The following is a 17533-nucleotide window of genomic DNA, read 5'->3' as shown; positions in this document are numbered from 1 at the left end:
AAAAGTGGAGAACCTGATCGCGCTGCTGGTGGCAGCGCCTCTGCTCGGAGCGGCCGTACTGCTGTGCGGCGGGCGGCGGCTGGACCGTGTCGGCCACTGGCTCGGCACGCTGCTCGCGGCCGCCTCCTTCGTCGTCGGCGCGCTGCTCTTCGCCGACATGCTGGGCAAGGGCGCCGAGGAGCGCACCCTTTCGCAGCACCTGTTCAGCTGGATTCCCGTCGAGGGCTTCCAGGCGGACGTCGCCTTCCAGCTCGACCAGCTGTCGATGACGTTCGTGCTGCTGATCACCGGTGTCGGCACACTGATCCACATCTACTCCATCGGGTACATGGAGCACGACGAGCGGCGCCGCCGCTTCTTCGGCTACCTGAACCTGTTCCTCGCGGCGATGCTCATCCTGGTCCTCGCCGACAACTACCTGCTCCTGTATGTCGGATGGGAGGGCGTCGGCCTCGCCTCGTACCTCCTGATCGGCTTCTGGCAGCACAAGCCCAGCGCGGCCACCGCCGCGAAGAAGGCCTTCCTGGTCAACAGGGTCGGCGACATGGGCCTCTCGATCGCGATCATGCTGATGTTCACCACCTTCGGGACCTTCGCCTTCGGGCCCGTCCTGGAGGCCACGGGTGAGACCTCGGAGGGCAAGCTGACGGCCATCGGCCTGATGCTGCTGCTCGCGGCGTGCGGCAAGTCGGCCCAGGTGCCGCTCCAGTCCTGGCTCGGCGACGCGATGGAGGGCCCGACCCCGGTCTCGGCCCTGATCCACGCGGCGACGATGGTGACCGCGGGGGTGTACTTGATCGTCCGCTCCGGCGAGATCTTCAACGCCGCACCGGACGCCCAGCTCGTCGTCACCGTCGTCGGTGCGGTCACGCTCCTCTTCGGTGCGATCGTCGGTTGCGCGAAGGACGACATCAAGAAGGCCCTCGCCGGGTCGACGATGTCCCAGATCGGCTACATGATCCTGGCCGCGGGCCTCGGCCCCATCGGCTACGTCTTCGCGATCATGCACCTGGTGACGCACGGCTTCTTCAAGGCCGGGCTGTTCCTCGGGGCCGGCTCGGTCATGCACGGCATGAACGACGAGGTCGACATGCGCAAGTACGGCGGCCTCAGGAAGTACATGCCGGTCACCTTCGTGACCTTCGGGCTCGGCTATCTGGCGATCATCGGCTTCCCCGGTCTGTCCGGCTTCTTCTCCAAGGACAAGATCATCGAGGCGGCCTTCGCCAAGGGCGGCACGGAGGGCTGGATCCTCGGCTCGGTCGCGCTGCTCGGCGCCGCGATCACCGCGTTCTACATGACGCGCGTGATGCTGATGACCTTCTTCGGAGAGAAGCGCTGGCAGCCGGACGCGGAAGGCAATGAACCGCACCCGCACGAGTCGCCCCGGTCCATGACGATCCCCATGATCGTGCTCGCCTTCGGGTCGGTCTTCGCGGGCGGCTTCTTCAGCATCGGCGACCGCTTCATGCACTGGCTGGAGCCGGTCACCCACCACGACCACGGGGACTCGCCGCTGAGCGCCGCCACCGTCACGGGCGCCACCATGGTGGTCCTGGTCATCGGTGTGGCCCTCGCCTACGTCCAGTACGGCCGCCGTCCCGTCCCGGTCACCGCCCCGCGCGGTTCGCTGCTCACCCGGGCGGCCCGGCGCGATCTCCTCCAGGACGACTTCAACCACGTCGTCCTGGTCCGCGGCGGAGAGCACCTCACCCGCTCCCTGGTGTACGTCGACCACACCCTGGTCGACGGAGTCGTCAACGGCACGGCGGCCTCGGTCGGCGGGCTCTCCGGACGGCTGCGCAAGATGCAGAACGGCTATGCCCGCTCCTACGCGGTCTCGATGTTCGGCGGCGTTGCGGTACTCATCGCCGCGACCCTGCTGATGAGGGCGGTCTGATACCGATGTCCTTTCCCCTCCTGACAGCGACGGCGGTCCTGCCCGCGGTCGGCGCGATCGCCACGGCAGCCGTCCCGGCCGCCCGGCGGACCGCCGCCAAGTGGCTCGCGCTGCTCGTGTCGCTCGCCACGCTCGCGCTCGCCGTGACCGTGCTCGTGCGGTTCGACCCCGACGGGGCCCGCTATCAACTGACCGAGTCGCGTTCCTGGATCGCGGAATTCGGGGTGCGCTACGAGCTCGGCGTTGACGGCATCGGTGTCGCCCTCATCGCGCTCACCGCGCTCCTGATCCCCTTCATCGTCCTCGCGGGCTGGCACGACGCCGACCCCCTGGAGACGAAGTCCTCGCGCTGGCGGCCGACTCAGGGCTTCTTCGCCCTGATCCTCGCCGTCGAGGCGATGGTGATCATCTCCTTCGCGGCCACGGACGTCTTCCTCTTCTACATCTTCTTCGAAGCCATGCTCATCCCGATGTACTTCCTCATCGGCGGCTTCGGGGACCGGGCCCATTCGGGCACCGACGAGAACGCCTCGGCGCAGCGCTCGTACGCGGCCGTGAAGTTCCTGCTCTACAACCTGGTCGGCGGCCTCATCATGCTGGCCGCGGTGATCGGGCTCTACGTGGTGGCCGGGAACTTCTCCCTCCAGGAGATCACCGAGGCACGGGCCAACGGCTCGCTGGAGATGGCGACCAACACCGAGCGCTGGCTCTTCCTCGGCTTCTTCTTCGCCTTCGCGGTGAAGGCGCCGCTGTGGCCGCTGCACACCTGGCTGCCGAACGCGATGGGCGAGGCCACGGCCCCGGTCGCCGTACTGATCACGGCGGTCGTCGACAAGGTCGGCACCTTCGCGATGCTGCGGTTCTGCCTCGGGCTCTTCCCCGAGGCGAGCAAGTGGGCGACGCCGGTCATCCTCGTGCTCGCGCTGATCAGCATCGTCTACGGCGCGCTGCTCGCGGTCGGCCAGCGCGACATCAAGCGCCTGGTGGCGTACGCGTCGATCTCGCACTTCGGGTTCATCATCCTCGGCATCTTCGCGATGACCTCGCAGGGCCAGTCCGGCGCGACGCTCTACATGGTCAACCACGGGATCTCGACGGCCGCGCTGATGCTGGTGGCCGGATTCCTGATCTCGCGTCGCGGTTCGCGGCTCATCGCGGACTACGGAGGGGTGCAGAAGGTCGCACCGGTGCTCGCGGGCACCTTCCTGATCGGCGGTCTGGCGACGCTCTCGCTGCCGGGACTCGCGCCCTTCGTGAGTGAATTCCTGGTCCTCGTCGGCGCGTTCGCGCGCTATCCCGTGGTCGGGATCATCGCCACCATCGGCATCGTGCTCGCCGCGCTCTACACCCTCGTCCTCTACCAGCGGACGATGACGGGCCCGGTGAAGCCGGAGGTCTCGGCCATGCCGGACCTGCGGGCGCGTGAACTCCTGGTCGTCGCCCCGCTGATCGCGCTCCTGATCGGCCTCGGCGTCTACCCGAAGCCGCTCACCGAGCTGGTGAACCCGGCGGTCAAGCACACCATGTCCGACGTTCAGCAGAAGGACCCGAAGCCCGACGTGGAGGCGGCCAAGTGAGCGCATCAGCCGTCCACAGCCTGTGGACAATGGCGTCGGCCGCGGCGCCGGGGGACCAGATCGACAAGATCGACACTCCCACCATCGAGTACGCCCAGCTGTCACCGACGTTGATCGTCATCGGCGCGGCGGTCATCGGGATCCTCATCGAAGCCTTCGTGCCGCGCAAAATCCGGTACTACGCGCAGGTGTTCGTGGCCGTCGTCGCCCTCACCGCGGCCTTCGCCGCAGTCGTCGGCCTAGCCGCCACCGGGTACGGCACGACGAAGGCGCACATCGCCGCCATGGGGGCCATCGCGGTCGACGGCCCCGCGCTGTTCCTTCAGGGAACGATCCTCCTCGCGGGGCTCGTCTCGATCTTCACCTTCGCGGAGCGGCGGCTCGACCCGGTGGCGCACGGCAACCGCGTCGACTCGTTCGCGGCGCAGGCCGGATCCGTGCCGGGCAGCGAGGGCGAACGGGCCGCCACGAAGGCCGGGTTCACGACCACCGAAGTGTTCCCCCTCGCGCTCTTCGCGATCGGCGGAATGCTCGTCTTCCCGTCGGCGAACGACCTCCTGACGCTCTTCATCGCCCTTGAGGTCTTCTCCCTTCCGCTCTACCTCCTGTGCGCGCTCGCCCGCCGCAAGCGCCTGATGTCGCAGGAAGCCGCCGTGAAGTACTTCCTGCTCGGCTCGTTCTCCTCGGCGTTCCTGCTCTTCGGGATCGCCCTGCTCTACGGATATGCGGGCTCGGTGTCGTACGGCACCATCGCCAAGGTCATCGACGGCAGCGTCCAGGAGGTCAACCCCGCGCTCGCCGACACCATGGGCAACGACGCGCTGCTCCTGATCGGTGCCGCGATGATCGTCATGGGGCTGCTCTTCAAGGTCGGCGCCGTGCCGTTCCACATGTGGACGCCCGATGTGTACGAGGGCGCGCCCACCCCGGTGACCGGCTTCATGGCCGCGGCGACGAAGGTGGCCGCCTTCGGCGCGCTGCTCCGGCTCCTCTACGTGGTCCTGCCGGGCCTCCGCTGGGACTGGCGCCCGGTCATGTGGGGTGTCGTCATCCTCACGATGCTGGCCGGCGCGATCGTCGCGATCACCCAGACCGACATCAAGCGGCTGCTGGCGTACTCCTCGATCGCCCACGCGGGCTTCATCCTCGCCGGTGTCATCGCCATGAACCCGGACGGCATCTCGTCGGTCCTCTTCTACCTCGCGGCCTACTCCTTCGTGACGATCGGCGCGTTCGCGGTGGTCACGCTGGTGCGGGACGCGGGCGGCGAGGCCACGCACCTGTCGAAGTGGGCGGGGCTCGGACGGCGCTCGCCGCTCGTCGCCGCCGTGTTCGCCGTCTTCCTGCTCGCCTTCGCGGGCATTCCGCTGACCTCCGGGTTCGCGGGCAAGTTCGCGGTCTTCAAGGCGGCCGCGGAGGGCGGCGCCGGTGCGCTCGTCGTGGTCGGTGTGGTCTCGTCCGCGATCGCGGCGTTCTTCTACATCCGCGTGATCGTGCTCATGTTCTTCAGCGAGCCGAAGGCGGACGGTCCGACCGTCGCCGTGCCCTCGCCGCTGACGATGACGGCGATCGGTGTGGGCGTGGCGGTGACGCTGGTCCTGGGCGTGGCCCCGCAGTACTTCCTGGATCTGGCGAACCAGGCGGGGGTCTTCGTCCGGTAGTCCGTCCGTACTGCTCGCCTTCGCTTCACCGCCGCCCCGCACCCCGTCCGACAGGGGTGCCGGGCGGCGGCCTGTGGATAACTCCGGAGGTGTCGGTGCGGAGCCCTATCGTGGAGTCAGCGGTCGAAGCGCGACGTACGAGATGTACGCGAGGTACGGGGGCAGGGCGATGGATGGGAACAGTGGCATGAGCGAGGTGACCGTACCGAGCGCGGTGGCGGAGAGTGACGCGCTGCGGACACTGCACCGCGTGTTCGGGTACGACGCGTTCCGGGGCGAGCAGGAAGCGATCATCGAGCATGTGGTCGCGGGCGGTGACTCCGTAGTACTGATGCCCACCGGCGGCGGCAAATCGCTCTGCTATCAGATCCCCGCCCTGGTCAGGCCGGGTACAGGCGTGGTGATCTCCCCCCTCATCGCGCTCATGCAGGACCAGGTCGACGCGCTGCGGGCCCTGGGCGTGCGGGCCGGGTTCATCAACTCCACGCAGGACTTCGACGAGCGCCGGGTGATGGAGGCCGAGTTCCTCGCGGGGGAGCTCGACGTGCTGTATCTGGCGCCGGAGCGGCTGCGCCTGGAGACGACGCTCGATCTGCTCTCCCGCGCCAAGATCTCCGTCTTCGCGATCGACGAGGCGCACTGCGTGGCGCAGTGGGGCCACGACTTCCGCCCGGACTATCTGGCGCTCTCCCTGCTCGGCGAGCGCTGGCCCGACGTCCCGCGGATCGCCCTGACGGCGACGGCGACGCACGCCACGCACCGGGAGATCACCGAGCGGCTCGGCATGCCGGACGCCAAGCACTTCGTGGCGAGCTTCGACCGGCCCAACATCCAGTACCGCGTCGTGCCGAAGGCCGAGCCGAAGAAGCAGCTCCTTGCCTTCCTCAAGGAGGAGCACGCGGGCGACGCGGGCATCGTGTACTGCCTCTCGCGCAACTCGGTCGAGAAGACCGCCGAGTTCCTGTGCAAGAACGGCATCGAGGCCGTTCCGTACCACGCGGGTCTGGACGGCGGGACGCGCGCCGCCCACCAGTCGCGCTTCCTGCGCGAGGAGGGCCTGGTCGTCTGCGCCACGATCGCCTTCGGCATGGGCATCGACAAGCCGGACGTCCGGTTCGTGGCCCACCTCGACCTGCCGAAGTCCGTCGAGGGGTACTACCAGGAGACGGGCCGCGCCGGACGTGACGGACTGCCTTCCACGGCCTGGATGGCGTACGGCCTCCAGGACGTGGTCCAGCAGCGGAAGCTGATCCAGGGCAGCGAGGGCGACGAGGCGTTCCGGCGCCGGGCGGCCTCGCACCTGGACTCGATGCTGGCGCTGTGCGAGACGGCCCAGTGCCGCAGGGCCCAGCTTCTGACGTACTTCGGCCAGGACGCGGACGGGCAGTCCTGCGGGAACTGCGACACCTGCCTCACCCCGCCGGAGACCTGGGACGGCACGGTCCCGTCCCAGAAGGTCCTCTCCACGGTGGTGCGACTCCAGCGCGAGCGCGGGCAGAAGTTCGGCGCGGGGCAGATCATCGACATCCTGCTCGGCAAGAAGACCGCCAAGGTCATCCAGTTCGACCACGACCAGCTCTCGGTCTTCGGCATCGGCGAGGAGCTGGCTGAAGCCGAATGGCGCGGGGTGGTCCGGCAGCTGCTGGCGCAGGGCCTGCTCGCGGTGGAGGGGGAGTACGGCACGCTGGTCCTGACCGAGCAGAGCGGTTCAGTCCTCGGCCGGGAGCGGGAGGTGCGGTTGCGCAAGGAGCCGAAGCGGCCCGCGGCGGCGAAGGCTCCCAAGGGGGAGCGGAAGGCGAAGGCCGCGGCTGCCGTCGCCGAGCTGCCCCAGGAGGCGGTGCCGGTGTTCGAGGCGCTGCGGGCGTGGCGCGGTGCACAGGCCAAGGAGCTGGGCCTGCCCGCGTACGTGATCTTCCACGACGCAACGCTCCGGGAGATCGCCACCCTCCGCCCGTCGTCCCTCGCGGAGCTCGGCGGCATCAGCGGCCTCGGAGAGAAGAAACTGGCGACGTACGGGGAGGGCGTCCTGGAGGTCCTGGCGGAGCTGGACGGAGGGGCGCCCTCGCAGGCCCCGGAGCCCCCGGAGGAGGACTGGCCGGAACCCCCGGAGGACTTCTGAGGGGCAGCGCCAGGCAGGGCCCCGTAAGGGGCGCGGGGAACTGCGCGCCGAGCCACGACGGCGCGGAAGACGGGCTGGGCACGGGCTGCCCCCGAGTAGCCGGGCTGGCCCCGCCCGGCAGGGCCCGAAGGGGCGCGGGGAACTGCGCGCCCAGCCAAGACGGCGCGGCAGACGAATCCGAGGCGCTGAGGGGCCGGGGGTGGTTCCACCCCCGGCCCGCGACCTCAACGGCCCGAGGCCACCCGGCCAGAGACCTCGCCGAGGCCCACCCGGGTGCCGTCCGGCCCCGGGGCCCACGCCGTCAGCGTGACCTCGTCGCCGTCCTCCAGGAACGTCCGCTTGCCGTCAGGGAGTTCGAGGGGATCCCGCCCGTTCCAGGTCATCTCGATAAGGGAGCCGTACTGCCCCTTCTCGGGTCCGCTCACCGTGCCCGAGCCGTACAGGTCCCCCGTGCGCAGGGACGCGCCGTTCACCGTCATGTGGGCGAGCTGCTGAGCGGCCGTCCAGTACACGGTGGAGAAGGGCGGCTCGGAGATGACCTGGCCGTTCAGGGTCACGGTGATGCGCAGGTCGTAGCCGCCGGGTTCGTCGGCGACGGACTCCGCGGAGTCGTCCAGGTAGGGCAGGAGTTCATGCGTGCGGGCGGGAGGGGCTACCCGCGCCGAGTCCAGGGCTTCGAGGGGGGTGATCCAGGCCGAGACCGAGGTGCAGAAGGACTTTCCGAGGAACGGTCCGAGCGGGACGTACTCCCAGGCCTGGATGTCGCGCGCCGACCAGTCGTTGAGGAGGGTCAGGCCGAAGACGTGCTCCCGGAAGTCCGCGAGCGGCACGGGGGTGCCCAGCTCGGAGGGCGTACCCACGACGAAGCCGACCTCGGCCTCGATGTCCAGGCGGCCGGAGGGCCCGAAGACGGGCGCCGTCTCCGCCGGAGCCTTGCGCTGGCCCGAAGGGCGTACGACCTCGGTCCCGGAGACCACCACGGTGCCCGACCGGCCGTGGTAACCGATGGGCAGGTGCTTCCAGTTCGGGGTCAGCGGAGTCGGCGAATCCGGGCGGAACATCTGCCCGAGATGGGTCGCGTGGTGCTCGGAGGCATAGAAGTCCACATAGTCGGCGACCTCGAAGGGGAGGTGCAGCGTGACGTCGGACAGGGGGTGCAGCAGGGGGCGTACGACCTCGCGGTGGGCCGGGATCGTCACCCACGCGGTGAGCGCGCGACGCACGTCGGACCAGGCCGTGCGGCCCGCGGCGAGCAGCGGGTTGAGCGTGGGCCCGGCGAGCAGCGAGACATAGGGCGAGCCGAGAGCGGCGGCCGCGGCGCCCGCGTCGAGGACGTGATCACCGAGCCGTACGCCGACACGGCGCTCCCCGGCGGCGTCCGAGGCGAGGGAGAACACGCCGTACGGGAGGTTGTGCGGGCCGAAGGGATCGCCCTCCGCGAGAGCGAAGGGGTCGCCTACGGAGCGGGCGGAAGGGTCGCTTCCGGCCGGGTCGAGCGGGGTGTGCTCGGACATGCGTACCTGCCTCGCTTTCCATATGGGTGTGCCACACGTTACGTGGGAACCCCTGCTGAGGGCAGTGTCTAAAGAGTTCGCAATGTCCGAATAAGCCTTGCTGGAATGGTCAATTCCGGCTTAGCGTCCTTTGGGGGGCGCGGACGGGGTGGGTCCGGGTCATACGGCGGGACACGTGGGGGGACCCGTGGCCATGACGAACGACAGCATGCCCTTCGCGGTGGACCGTGAGGTGCCCGGCCTGATCGTGAAGTTCGGCAACTACCCGCTGCATCACGGCGGCGTGGGCGCGATCCGCAGCCTCGGGCGGCTCGGCGTGCCCATGTATGCGATCACGGAGGACCGTTACACACCGGCCGCCGCCTCGCGTCATCTCACCCGCGCCTTCCCCTGGCCGACCACCGGGGCGGAGGAGCCGCAGCGGCTCGTCGAGGGGATGCTGCGCCTCGCGCGCCGGATCGGCAGGCCCACGGTCCTGATCCCGACCGACGAGGAAGCGGCCGTGCTCATCGCCGAGCACCAGGAGCCGCTGAGCGGCGCGGGGTTCCTCTTCCCGCGCGTGGAGCCGAAGTTACCCCGCCGCCTCGCCAGCAAGCAGGGCCTGCACGAGCTGTGCGTGGAGCACGGCATCGCCTCGCCGGCCGCGTCCTTCCCCGAGAGCTACCGGGACATCGAGGAGTTCGCCGCCGCCGCGGTCTTCCCGGTGGTCGCCAAGAACCGGGAGGCGTTCACGCGCCGCTCCCGGCCCGCGGTGAACGGCACGACGCGCATCGAGACCCCGGAGGGCCTGCTCGGGCTCGCCCGGGACTGGGGAGAGCGGCCCGGAGTGATCATCCAGGAGTATCTGCCGCGGGAGCAGGCCGAGGACTGGATCGTGCACGCGTACTTCGACGCGGACTCGACACCGCGGGCGATGTTCACCGGCGTCAAGGTGCGTTCCTGGCCGCCGCACGCCGGGATGACGGCGAATGCGTACGTCGTCGACAATCCGGAACTCGCGGACCTCGCCGCGCGTTTCATCAAACAGATCGGTTTCTCCGGCGTCATCGACCTCGACCTGCGTTATGACCGGCGCGACGGTCAGTACAAACTGCTCGACTTCAACCCCCGCATGGGCGCACAGTTCCGGCTCTTCGAGAACGAGTCCGGGATCGATGTGGTCCGTGCGATGCACCTGCACCTGACGGGTCGCCCCGTTCCCAAGGGGGAGCAGCGCGCCGGTCACCGCTATGTCGTCGAGAACATAGACCTGCCCGCTCTCCTCGCCTACCGCCGCAGCGGCTACACCACACCGCACGCGCCCCCGCACGCCAGCGGCACGGAACTGGCGTGGCTCGCCGCGGACGACATGAAGCCGTTCTTCACGATGCTCGCCCGGTTCGTACGGCCGGGCGCGAAGCATCTCTATCAGCTCTGGCGGACACAAAAGCGCGGCAGCAGGCACACGAAGTAAGTGACGTCCTGGGGAGGGACTTCGTGATCCATCCAGTGGCAATCATCGGTGCGGGGCCGTTCGGCCTCTCCACCGCGGCCCATTTGCGGGCCCGAGGCATTCCGGTACGGGTCTTCGGCGACCCCATGGTGAGCTGGCGTTCCCACATGCCCGCGGGGATGCTCCTGAAATCGACACCGGTGGCCTCGAACATCGACGCGCCGCAACACGGCCACAAGCTCGTCGACTACTGCGACGCGGCGGGGATACGGCGCCTGGTCACCGACGAGGACATCATCCCGATCGAGACCTTCATCGCCTACGGGGAGTGGTTCAAGGAAAAGCTGGTGCCCGACCTGGAGCAGGTGCGGGTCGTGTCGGTCGACCGCAGGGGCACGGCGGGCTTCGACCTGAAGCTGGACTCCGGCGAGCAGTTCACGGCCCGCGCGGTCGTCGTCGCGACCGGACTCTCGGGCCTCGCGCAGCTGCCGCCCTCGCTCGCCGCGGCGGTGCCGGACGGGCCGTCCCCCGCGGGCCCCGTGTCGCACAGTTCGCAGCACAGCGACCTGTCGCGGTTCGCGGGGCGCGAGCTGATCGTGGTCGGCGCCGGGCAGTCGGCCCTGGAGACGGCCGCGCTCGCCGCCGAAGCGGGCGCGACCGTGAAGGTGGTGGCGCGCGGCAGGGGATCGGTGGCCTTCGGGGCGCCCCCGTGGGAGCAGCCGAAGCTGCGCCCCGAGTCGCCGTTCGGCCGCGCCTGGTCGCTCTACGCCATCAGCTATTACCCCCACCCGTACCGCTATCTGCCCCCGCAGGCCCGGCACTACCTCGTGCGGCGCGTGCTCGGCCCGCTGGGCGCGTGGTGGCTGCGCGAGCGGTACGAGGGCAAGGTCGAGACGCGGGAGGTCCGCCGCGTCATCTCGGCGGACGTCCGGGACGGCAGCCCGGTCCTGCGCCTGGAGACCCCGCGGGGCCGCCTGCGTGAACTCTCCGCGGACCACGTCATAGCGGCGACGGGCTACCGCGTCGACGTCGCCGCGATGGACTTCCTCGGCCCGGCCCTCCGCGCCCGCCTCACCACGAGCCGGGGCACCCCGAAACTGGGCGCGGGCTACGTCTCCTCGATCCCCGGCCTGTACTTCACAGGCCTCCCGGCAGCGGCGTCGTACGGCCCCGTGATGCGCTTCGTCTGCGGCACGGAATTCGCTTCGCCGCGGCTGGCGGGGCACTTGGCGGGGGCGCACGGGTGAGTGTTGCCGAGAGGCTGACCGGGACCGGCATCGGGGCCCGGAGGCCGGGCCGGCCCGAAAGTCAGGGCCCGGAAGAAGGGAAAGCATCGTCGGGCACCCAGTACTCCGGCATCTCATGACACATGATGTCCGGGTACGGAGAGATCACCTGGTGCCCGTAACGCTGGTTGACCCAGGCCACGGCCTTCCCCCGGGGGACCCCGAAGCCGTCCACGACCACGTCGACGATCTCCCGGAAAAACTCGAGCATGCCGTCGTCCAGACGCATGACGAATTCGGTGGCCGGATGTCCCGACGTCAGAGGCGTGTCCTTCCGCCTGAGGAAATCGCCGAGCGCCCTCACCGAACCTTCGAGGTCCCGGAGTGCCGCGTCCTCCCCGGGCAGCTTCTCGCGGTGCCACCACAGCAAGCAGTCCGCAGCCGTGAAGGCCGCGCCGAGCACGTGCGCTGCCGGTGACGCGTCGACAGGCCTGCCCCCGCCATCCGCCGTGGTGATCAGCCCGTCTCCGCTCCGGGCGAAGTCGAGCCGGAAGGACGAGTCGCAGCCGACGAAACGGAAGTACCTCCGCTCCCTCTCCACGAGATCCCGCAGACCGTCGAGCAGATCGCTCGCCGCCACGAAAATCATCATCGACTGGTCCGGTCGGTGCCCACGGGAGGTCACGACACCCGTGTTGCCTTCCACCTCCATGTCGCCGAGCGCGAAACCAGGAGACGGCGGTGCCAACTCGCGGAGATCCACGTGAAACGAGAAGGTAACCACGGTGGCTGCTCCTAACGGATCCCCTCGATGAGCTTCTCCAGGGCCCTGTCGCCGTTCTCCGCGAGGAACTGCACGCTGTCCATGCCCACGTGAACCGCTCCGTCCGGGGCCATACCGAGGTAGGCGACACCGCGCCCCGTGTCACCGACGGGGTAGAGATGGACACCCGCTTGTTCGCCGAGCTCGTCGAAGATCTCGCAATCCCACTTGGCCACCAGCGGATCGAAGCGCAACGGAGAGCGAGGCGCGGTGCGCCCCGGCCCCTTCTGGTCGATCTCCAGGCCGCCGAACTCCCGCAAGAAGTTCCTCGCCGCGTCGTGGATCTCGAAGTCCTCGTCGGCTTCGTGGAGCGTGTGCTCCCACTCAACGGTGGAGACCGACCGGCCGGGGTACCAGCCGGCGAGGCGCAGAACGCGGTCGGTCTCCGCCGACCATCGTCGCCCGATCTCCGCTCGCAGATCCTGCTCGGGGCTGTGCGGGAGCACGAGATGGTCCCCAGCCGGGACGAACGGCAGCGGAGCGTCGGTGCGGCGCTCCATGACGAGTTTCTCCACAGCTTCGTACCCGCCGGCCGCGAGGTGCTCGATGCCGTCCGAGGCGATGCTGACGGTGCCATCCGCAGCGATGCCGACAAGGCTCCCCCCGCCGTCGACCTCTCCGACAGGAGTCAGATCCGAAAACGCTTCGCGCCCCCTGGCGGAGACCGCGAGTGGATCGAATCGAAAGGACGACTGGGGCATGATCGGCCCCGGTGTCCACTCGTCGGTCCGCAGCCCGCCGAACTCGGCGAGGAACCCGCGGGCCGCGTCGTGCACCTCGTGTCCGAGGTCGCGCAGCGCGTCCTCCCAGTCCGGCCTCGGCACTCTGCGGCCGGGATACCAGCCGCAAGATCGCATGACGCGTTGGGTCAACGGCGACCAGCGGGTGTGGAGTTCGTCCTCCGAGGCCGATCCGCTTTCCCGGGCGTGGGTGCGGCTGCCCGTGACGAGCCTCTCCAGCGCTTCGTCGGCCGAGCGCGCGAGCGGCCTGACGGTGTCCGGACCGAGATAGACCGTTCCGTCGGGGGCCATGCCCAGGGCCTCACCGGCGTCGTCGCCGCCGAGGGGGTACAGATACGACGGGGCACCCGGCGCACCCCCCGGCACGTCGAAGATCTTGTCGTCCCATCCGGCGGCGAGCGGGTCGAATCGGAACGGACCCGTCGGCGTCTCGACGAGCAGGTCCCCGAATTCGGCCAGGAATTGTCGCGCCGCCTCGTGCATCTCGAAACCGCCGCGTTCGCGCTGCGCACGCAAGTGGCTCTCGGTGGACACCGAGCGGCCGGGGAACCAGCCGGCCTTCCGCAGCGCGTGATCGGTCTGTTCGGACCAACGCTGCCGGAGTTCGTCGCTCATGCCCAGTCCGCTCCTCTGACCCCGAGTTCGTCGAGCACATGCTTGCACGAGTCGCAGATGGGCTTGGGGGTCTGGTGTGCCGCATTCCCCGAGGCGCGGACGTTCACGGCGGCCATCACACCACCGCGGGGGTCCACGCCCGCCTTCTTGGCGTTCGACAGCGCTTCCGCTTCACCGCACTTCCCGTGCTGGTTACCCGCCCGGAGGTTCTCCGGCACACGATCGTAGGCGGCCTTGATGTCAGGGTGCAGATCGTGCTGCACGTCGGGGCCGCCCTTGGCATTGGCGCCGGTGAAGGGTGTCTTGTGCCCCGGTACCGAAAGCCCCGCCGCACTGGTGGGCCTGGTCTTCTTGCTCGCACCGGTCGGGGCGTCCTGCTCCTCCTGTGCCCGCCTCTTGGCGGCGTCCTTGGCCGCCGTCTCACAGTTCGGCGCGAGCCCCAGCGGGTCCACCGCGGTGAACGGGTTCGGCACGTAAGCCCGCGGGTTGGGGCCGGGGGCCAGGCCGAGCGGGTCGACCGAGGCGTACTGTCCCGTCTCGGGGTCGTAATGGCGGTAGTAGTTGTAGTGGAGCGCCGACTCGGGGTCGTCGTACTGCCCCGGGAAGCGCAGGGGGCAGTACGCGGCGTCCGGCCCGGCGTCACCCAGAGGGGCACCCCATACCGTCGTACGGGAACGCCAGGCCAGCTCTCCCCGGTCGTCGACCAGTTCGGTGGGGGTGCCGACCAAGTCGGTCACGATCGAGTAGAACCGGTCGTCCACCCATTCCTGCGGGTTCTCGCCCGCAGCGACCCGGTCCACCTGGGTGACCGGGCTGAACCGGTCTCGTTCCCAGTTCCACACGGTGCACTTGGGTGCTTCGTCGCCCGTGCACGTGGACTGCTCGGCCAGGACGAATCCGTCCCAGGCGAAATTCACTTCCTCCACCACGGTCACGCCGTCCGGACCGAATCGCTGTTTGGCGACACGGCGGCCGAACGGGTCGTACCGATAGCCCCATTTGGTGCCGTCCGGGGTGGTGACGCCAACGAGCCGGTCCTGGCTGTCCCAGGTGTACTTCCAGACGTCGGGCTTCCGTGAAAGCCGCTTCTTGCGCCGTTCGACGACGCGGCCCTGCGCGTCGAACTCGTAACGCACGTTGCCCGACCCGCGAGACGCGGGTTCGCCGCCGGAAGGCTGCGCGGTCCGAGCCGCGTCGTGACCCTGCCATTCTGCCCGGGTGAGGTTGCCGGCGGTGTCGTACGCGTACCGCTCCGACCAGGTCGCCGCCTGTACGCCGGTGATCCGCCCCGTGCCGTCCACGTCGACCACGCGGTCGCCGCCCAGCAGATCGCTGATCGCGGTGACCGAGCCGTCCTGCCGATAGCGGTACGCCCGCTCCTGTACTCGTCGGCGCTCCGGTGAGCCCGATGGCCCGCCGTCCGCGGTCAGTGTCTGTGTGCTCAGCCTGCCGTCCGTGTCCCAGGTCTGGCTGAGCACGGTGGATCCGGCCCGGCGTTCCACCTCGCGTCCGGCCTCGTCGTACCCGAAGGTGACGGTCCTGCCCGCGGTCCGCAGGAGAACCGGCCGGTCACGGCCGTCGTACTCCCAGACACTCTCGGCGCCCGACGGGGTGACCCGGTGGGTGCGCCTACCCAGCAGGTCGTAGGCCGAGCGGACGGTGGCGCCGTTGCACGTCTCGGCGAGGACGCGGCCACGGGCATCGCGTTCATAGGTCAACTCGGTGTGGCCGTCGCTCACCCGCAGGACATTGCCGACCGGGTCGTACGTGTAGGCCGTGGTCCCTTCGCCGGACCGTTCCTCGAGTACCTTGCCGAACGGGTCGCGCACGTACTCGATGGCCTGCCCCGCCCCGTTGGTCTGGCCGACGAGTCGGGCGGCGGCGTCGAAGCGGTAGCTCTGGGTGCGTCCGTCGAAGTCACGCTCCTGGACCAGGCGCCCTGCCTCGTCGTAGACGTAATTCCAGACGGAGCCGAGCTGGTTGGTGATCGACGTGACACGCAGTTCGCGGTCGTAGCCGAACTCCAGGCGTGATCCGTCCGGATCGATCCGGGCCGACGGCAGATCGAATCCGGAGTACTCGAAGCGGGTGACTTGCCCCAGATGGTCGGTGTGCTCGACGAGGTTGCCCTCGCCGTCGTAGACGCGGTGCTCGGTGCTGCCGTCGGGCAGTGTGCGCCGGCTCAGTTTGCCCTCGGGGGTCCAACTGGTCCGGGTGACCGAGCCGTCCGGCCCGGTCTGCGCGATCAGCCTGCCGAAGGCGTCGCGCTCGAAGTGCGTCGTGGACCCCTCGGCGTCGGTACTCGAGGTGGGATCACCCGTCGCAGAGGGCTCCAGGAGCGCCGTGCGTCCCGCAGCGTCGGTGACCGAGGTGAGAGCACCGAAGTCGTTGTAGCGGTAGGAGATCCGTGCGCCGGTGGGGTCGATCTCGGCGGTGAGGTTGCCGCGTTCGTCGTACTCCAGGTGCCAGACGTGTCCGTCCGCCTGTGCCACGGCGACGGGTTGGCCGTAGATGCCGTTCTCCGCGCGTTCCTGGCTGCCGTCCGGATGGATGACCGCCGTGGGGGCGCCGTCCGCGTCGTAGACGTACCGGGTCGCCTGGCCGAGCGGGTCGGTGCGGGAGAGCAGGCGGTTGTACCGGTCCCACTCGGAGTACGTGGTGTTGCCGAGCTGGTCGGTCTGGGCGACGAGTTGGCGGAGTTCGTTGTGCCGGTAGGTGGTGGTGTTGCCCAGCGAGTCCGTGTAGCGGGTCGTACGAGTCTCGTCGTCGTACGCGATGGAGCACGAGAGGCGGCCATCGGTGCCCTCGCCGCTGACGCAGCGGTTCTGATCGTCGTAGGTGAAGCGGTACCGGCAACCGATGCGGTCGGTCCACGAGGTGATGCGGGAGCGGCCGTCGTAGGTCAGCGTCAGAGGCAGACCACTGGAGTTGTAGATCTCGGTGAGGTTGCCGTCGGCGCCGTAGCCGAAGCGCCGCAGGGTCGTTCCTTCAGGGCCGTCCTGCGGGTTGTGCAGGCGCAGGCCGACGACGCGGTCGCGCACGGTGTCGATGTGGAGGTGGCGGCCGGCGGAGTCACGTACGGCGGTGGGCGTACCGTGCCGGTCGCGCTCGAAGTCGACGCGCAGGCCGTTGCGGTCGGTGATCGCGGACAACGGCATCGTGAATGCGGCGTCAGTCGACGCGGGTGATTCCGCCGGCGCGAAGTGACGTGTGGTGCCCGTGGACGGGTCGGTGATGCGGATGGGTGCGCCTGGAGCACCGTCCCAGTCCAGCGGCCAGCGGGGGCCCTCATGAGGCATGACCGAGGTGCCGGGGTGGGGGACCGGGTAGAGCAGCAGCATGCCGTCTTCGGTGGCGAAGACTGCACCCTCCTTGTCGAGTTCGAGGCGTTCGTCGAGGGTGGAGGCCCATGACGGCCCGAACCATCGGCCCCAGCGGTACGTCGACAAATGAGTTCGCCGCAGGGCGAGCGGAAGCAGCCCCGGCAGGTCGACGTCTGTCTCCTGCATGATCATTTCGCCGGAGACCATGTCGATGGGGTCGCCGTTCTTGCAGCGTCCCTCTGCCTTCTTGCTGGAGGCCGCGGCATCGTCGGCCCCCTTGCGCAGTCCGCCCTTGCCCAGTCCCTTCCCCATGCCTTTGAGCCCGGCTTTGAGGCCCTTCATGCCTTTGGCGAGGCCGCGGAGGCTGGTGAGGCCCTTCATGCCGGGGATGCAATCGAGGGCGGCGAAGGCGACGTCCAGTAGGCCTGCTTCTCCGTTGGCGTATTTATGGAGGGTGTCGGCCAGGACGACGAGTGCCGCGATGAGCACGATGGCGCCGAGGATCGGCCCGCCGATGATCATGGCGATGACGCCGAGTACGGCGACGACGACCTTGCAGACGGCGACGATGGTGTCCCAGTTGTCGGTGACCCAGTCGCCGAC

General features: G+C 69.3%; 10 protein-coding genes. 6 read left to right on the top strand and 4 right to left on the bottom strand.

The genetic code is table 11. The annotated features are described in order from the left end of the window. Positions 1-4: 4 nt before the first annotated feature. From nuoL to recQ, 4 genes are all read left to right on the top strand, one after another. Positions 5-1900, top strand: a complete 1896-nt coding sequence (nuoL, locus tag ACQKIP_RS07275) for an NADH-quinone oxidoreductase subunit L (RefSeq protein ID WP_361199726.1) — start codon at positions 5-7, stop codon at positions 1898-1900. Between the two features lie 5 nt (positions 1901-1905). Beyond that, positions 1906-3477, top strand: coding sequence for an NADH-quinone oxidoreductase subunit M (locus ACQKIP_RS07270; RefSeq protein WP_365863059.1), 1572 nt, complete (start codon positions 1906-1908; stop codon positions 3475-3477). Next, positions 3474-5138, top strand: coding sequence for an NADH-quinone oxidoreductase subunit NuoN (gene nuoN, locus ACQKIP_RS07265; protein WP_365863060.1), 1665 nt, complete (start codon positions 3474-3476; stop codon positions 5136-5138). Before ACQKIP_RS07270 ends, nuoN begins: the two co-directional genes overlap by 4 nt. 187 nt (positions 5139-5325) lie before the next feature. Then, positions 5326-7257: a DNA helicase RecQ gene (gene recQ / locus ACQKIP_RS07260; RefSeq protein WP_365863062.1), complete on the top strand. Its 1932-nt coding sequence runs from the start codon at positions 5326-5328 to the stop codon at positions 7255-7257. 224 nt (positions 7258-7481) lie between these two features. Here the strand turns inward: recQ and fahA are convergent, their stop codons facing one another. Continuing rightward, a complete protein-coding gene (gene fahA, locus ACQKIP_RS07255) occupies positions 7482-8771 on the bottom strand; it encodes a fumarylacetoacetase (RefSeq protein ID WP_365863063.1) in 1290 nt (429 codons plus the stop codon). 208 nt (positions 8772-8979) lie between these two features. On the opposite strand from fahA, the gene ACQKIP_RS07250 reads away from it, so the two are divergent. Further along, a complete protein-coding gene (locus ACQKIP_RS07250; protein ID WP_365863107.1) occupies positions 8980-10224 on the top strand; it encodes an ATP-grasp domain-containing protein in 1245 nt (414 codons plus the stop codon). A gap of 23 nt (positions 10225-10247) precedes the next feature. Then, positions 10248-11450, top strand: coding sequence for an NAD(P)-binding domain-containing protein (locus ACQKIP_RS07245; protein ID WP_365863065.1), 1203 nt, complete (start codon positions 10248-10250; stop codon positions 11448-11450). 61 nt (positions 11451-11511) lie between these two features. Here the strand turns inward: ACQKIP_RS07245 and ACQKIP_RS07240 are convergent, their stop codons facing one another. The 3 genes from ACQKIP_RS07240 to ACQKIP_RS07230 all read right to left on the bottom strand — a co-directional run. Beyond that, positions 11512-12213 (bottom strand): hypothetical protein, encoded by a 702-nt coding sequence (locus ACQKIP_RS07240; RefSeq protein ID WP_427742423.1) that lies wholly within the window; start codon positions 12211-12213, stop codon positions 11512-11514. Positions 12214-12224: 11 nt separating this feature from the next. Continuing rightward, entirely contained in the window at positions 12225-13607 is a 1383-nt protein-coding gene (locus ACQKIP_RS07235; protein ID WP_365863068.1) for an SUKH-3 domain-containing protein, read from the bottom strand. Beyond that, on the bottom strand, positions 13604-17533 hold a 3930-nt coding region (locus ACQKIP_RS07230; RefSeq protein ID WP_427742420.1), incomplete at its 5' end, for a DUF6531 domain-containing protein. The genes ACQKIP_RS07230 and ACQKIP_RS07235, both read right to left, overlap by 4 nt.

The sequence above is a fragment of the Streptomyces sp. NPDC059900 genome, assembly GCF_050270335.1.
In the GTDB taxonomy this organism is placed as follows: domain Bacteria; phylum Actinomycetota; class Actinomycetes; order Streptomycetales; family Streptomycetaceae; genus Streptomyces.
The sequence above is the reverse complement of the archived record's forward strand: the minus strand, read 5'-3'. Positions and strand labels throughout refer to the sequence as shown.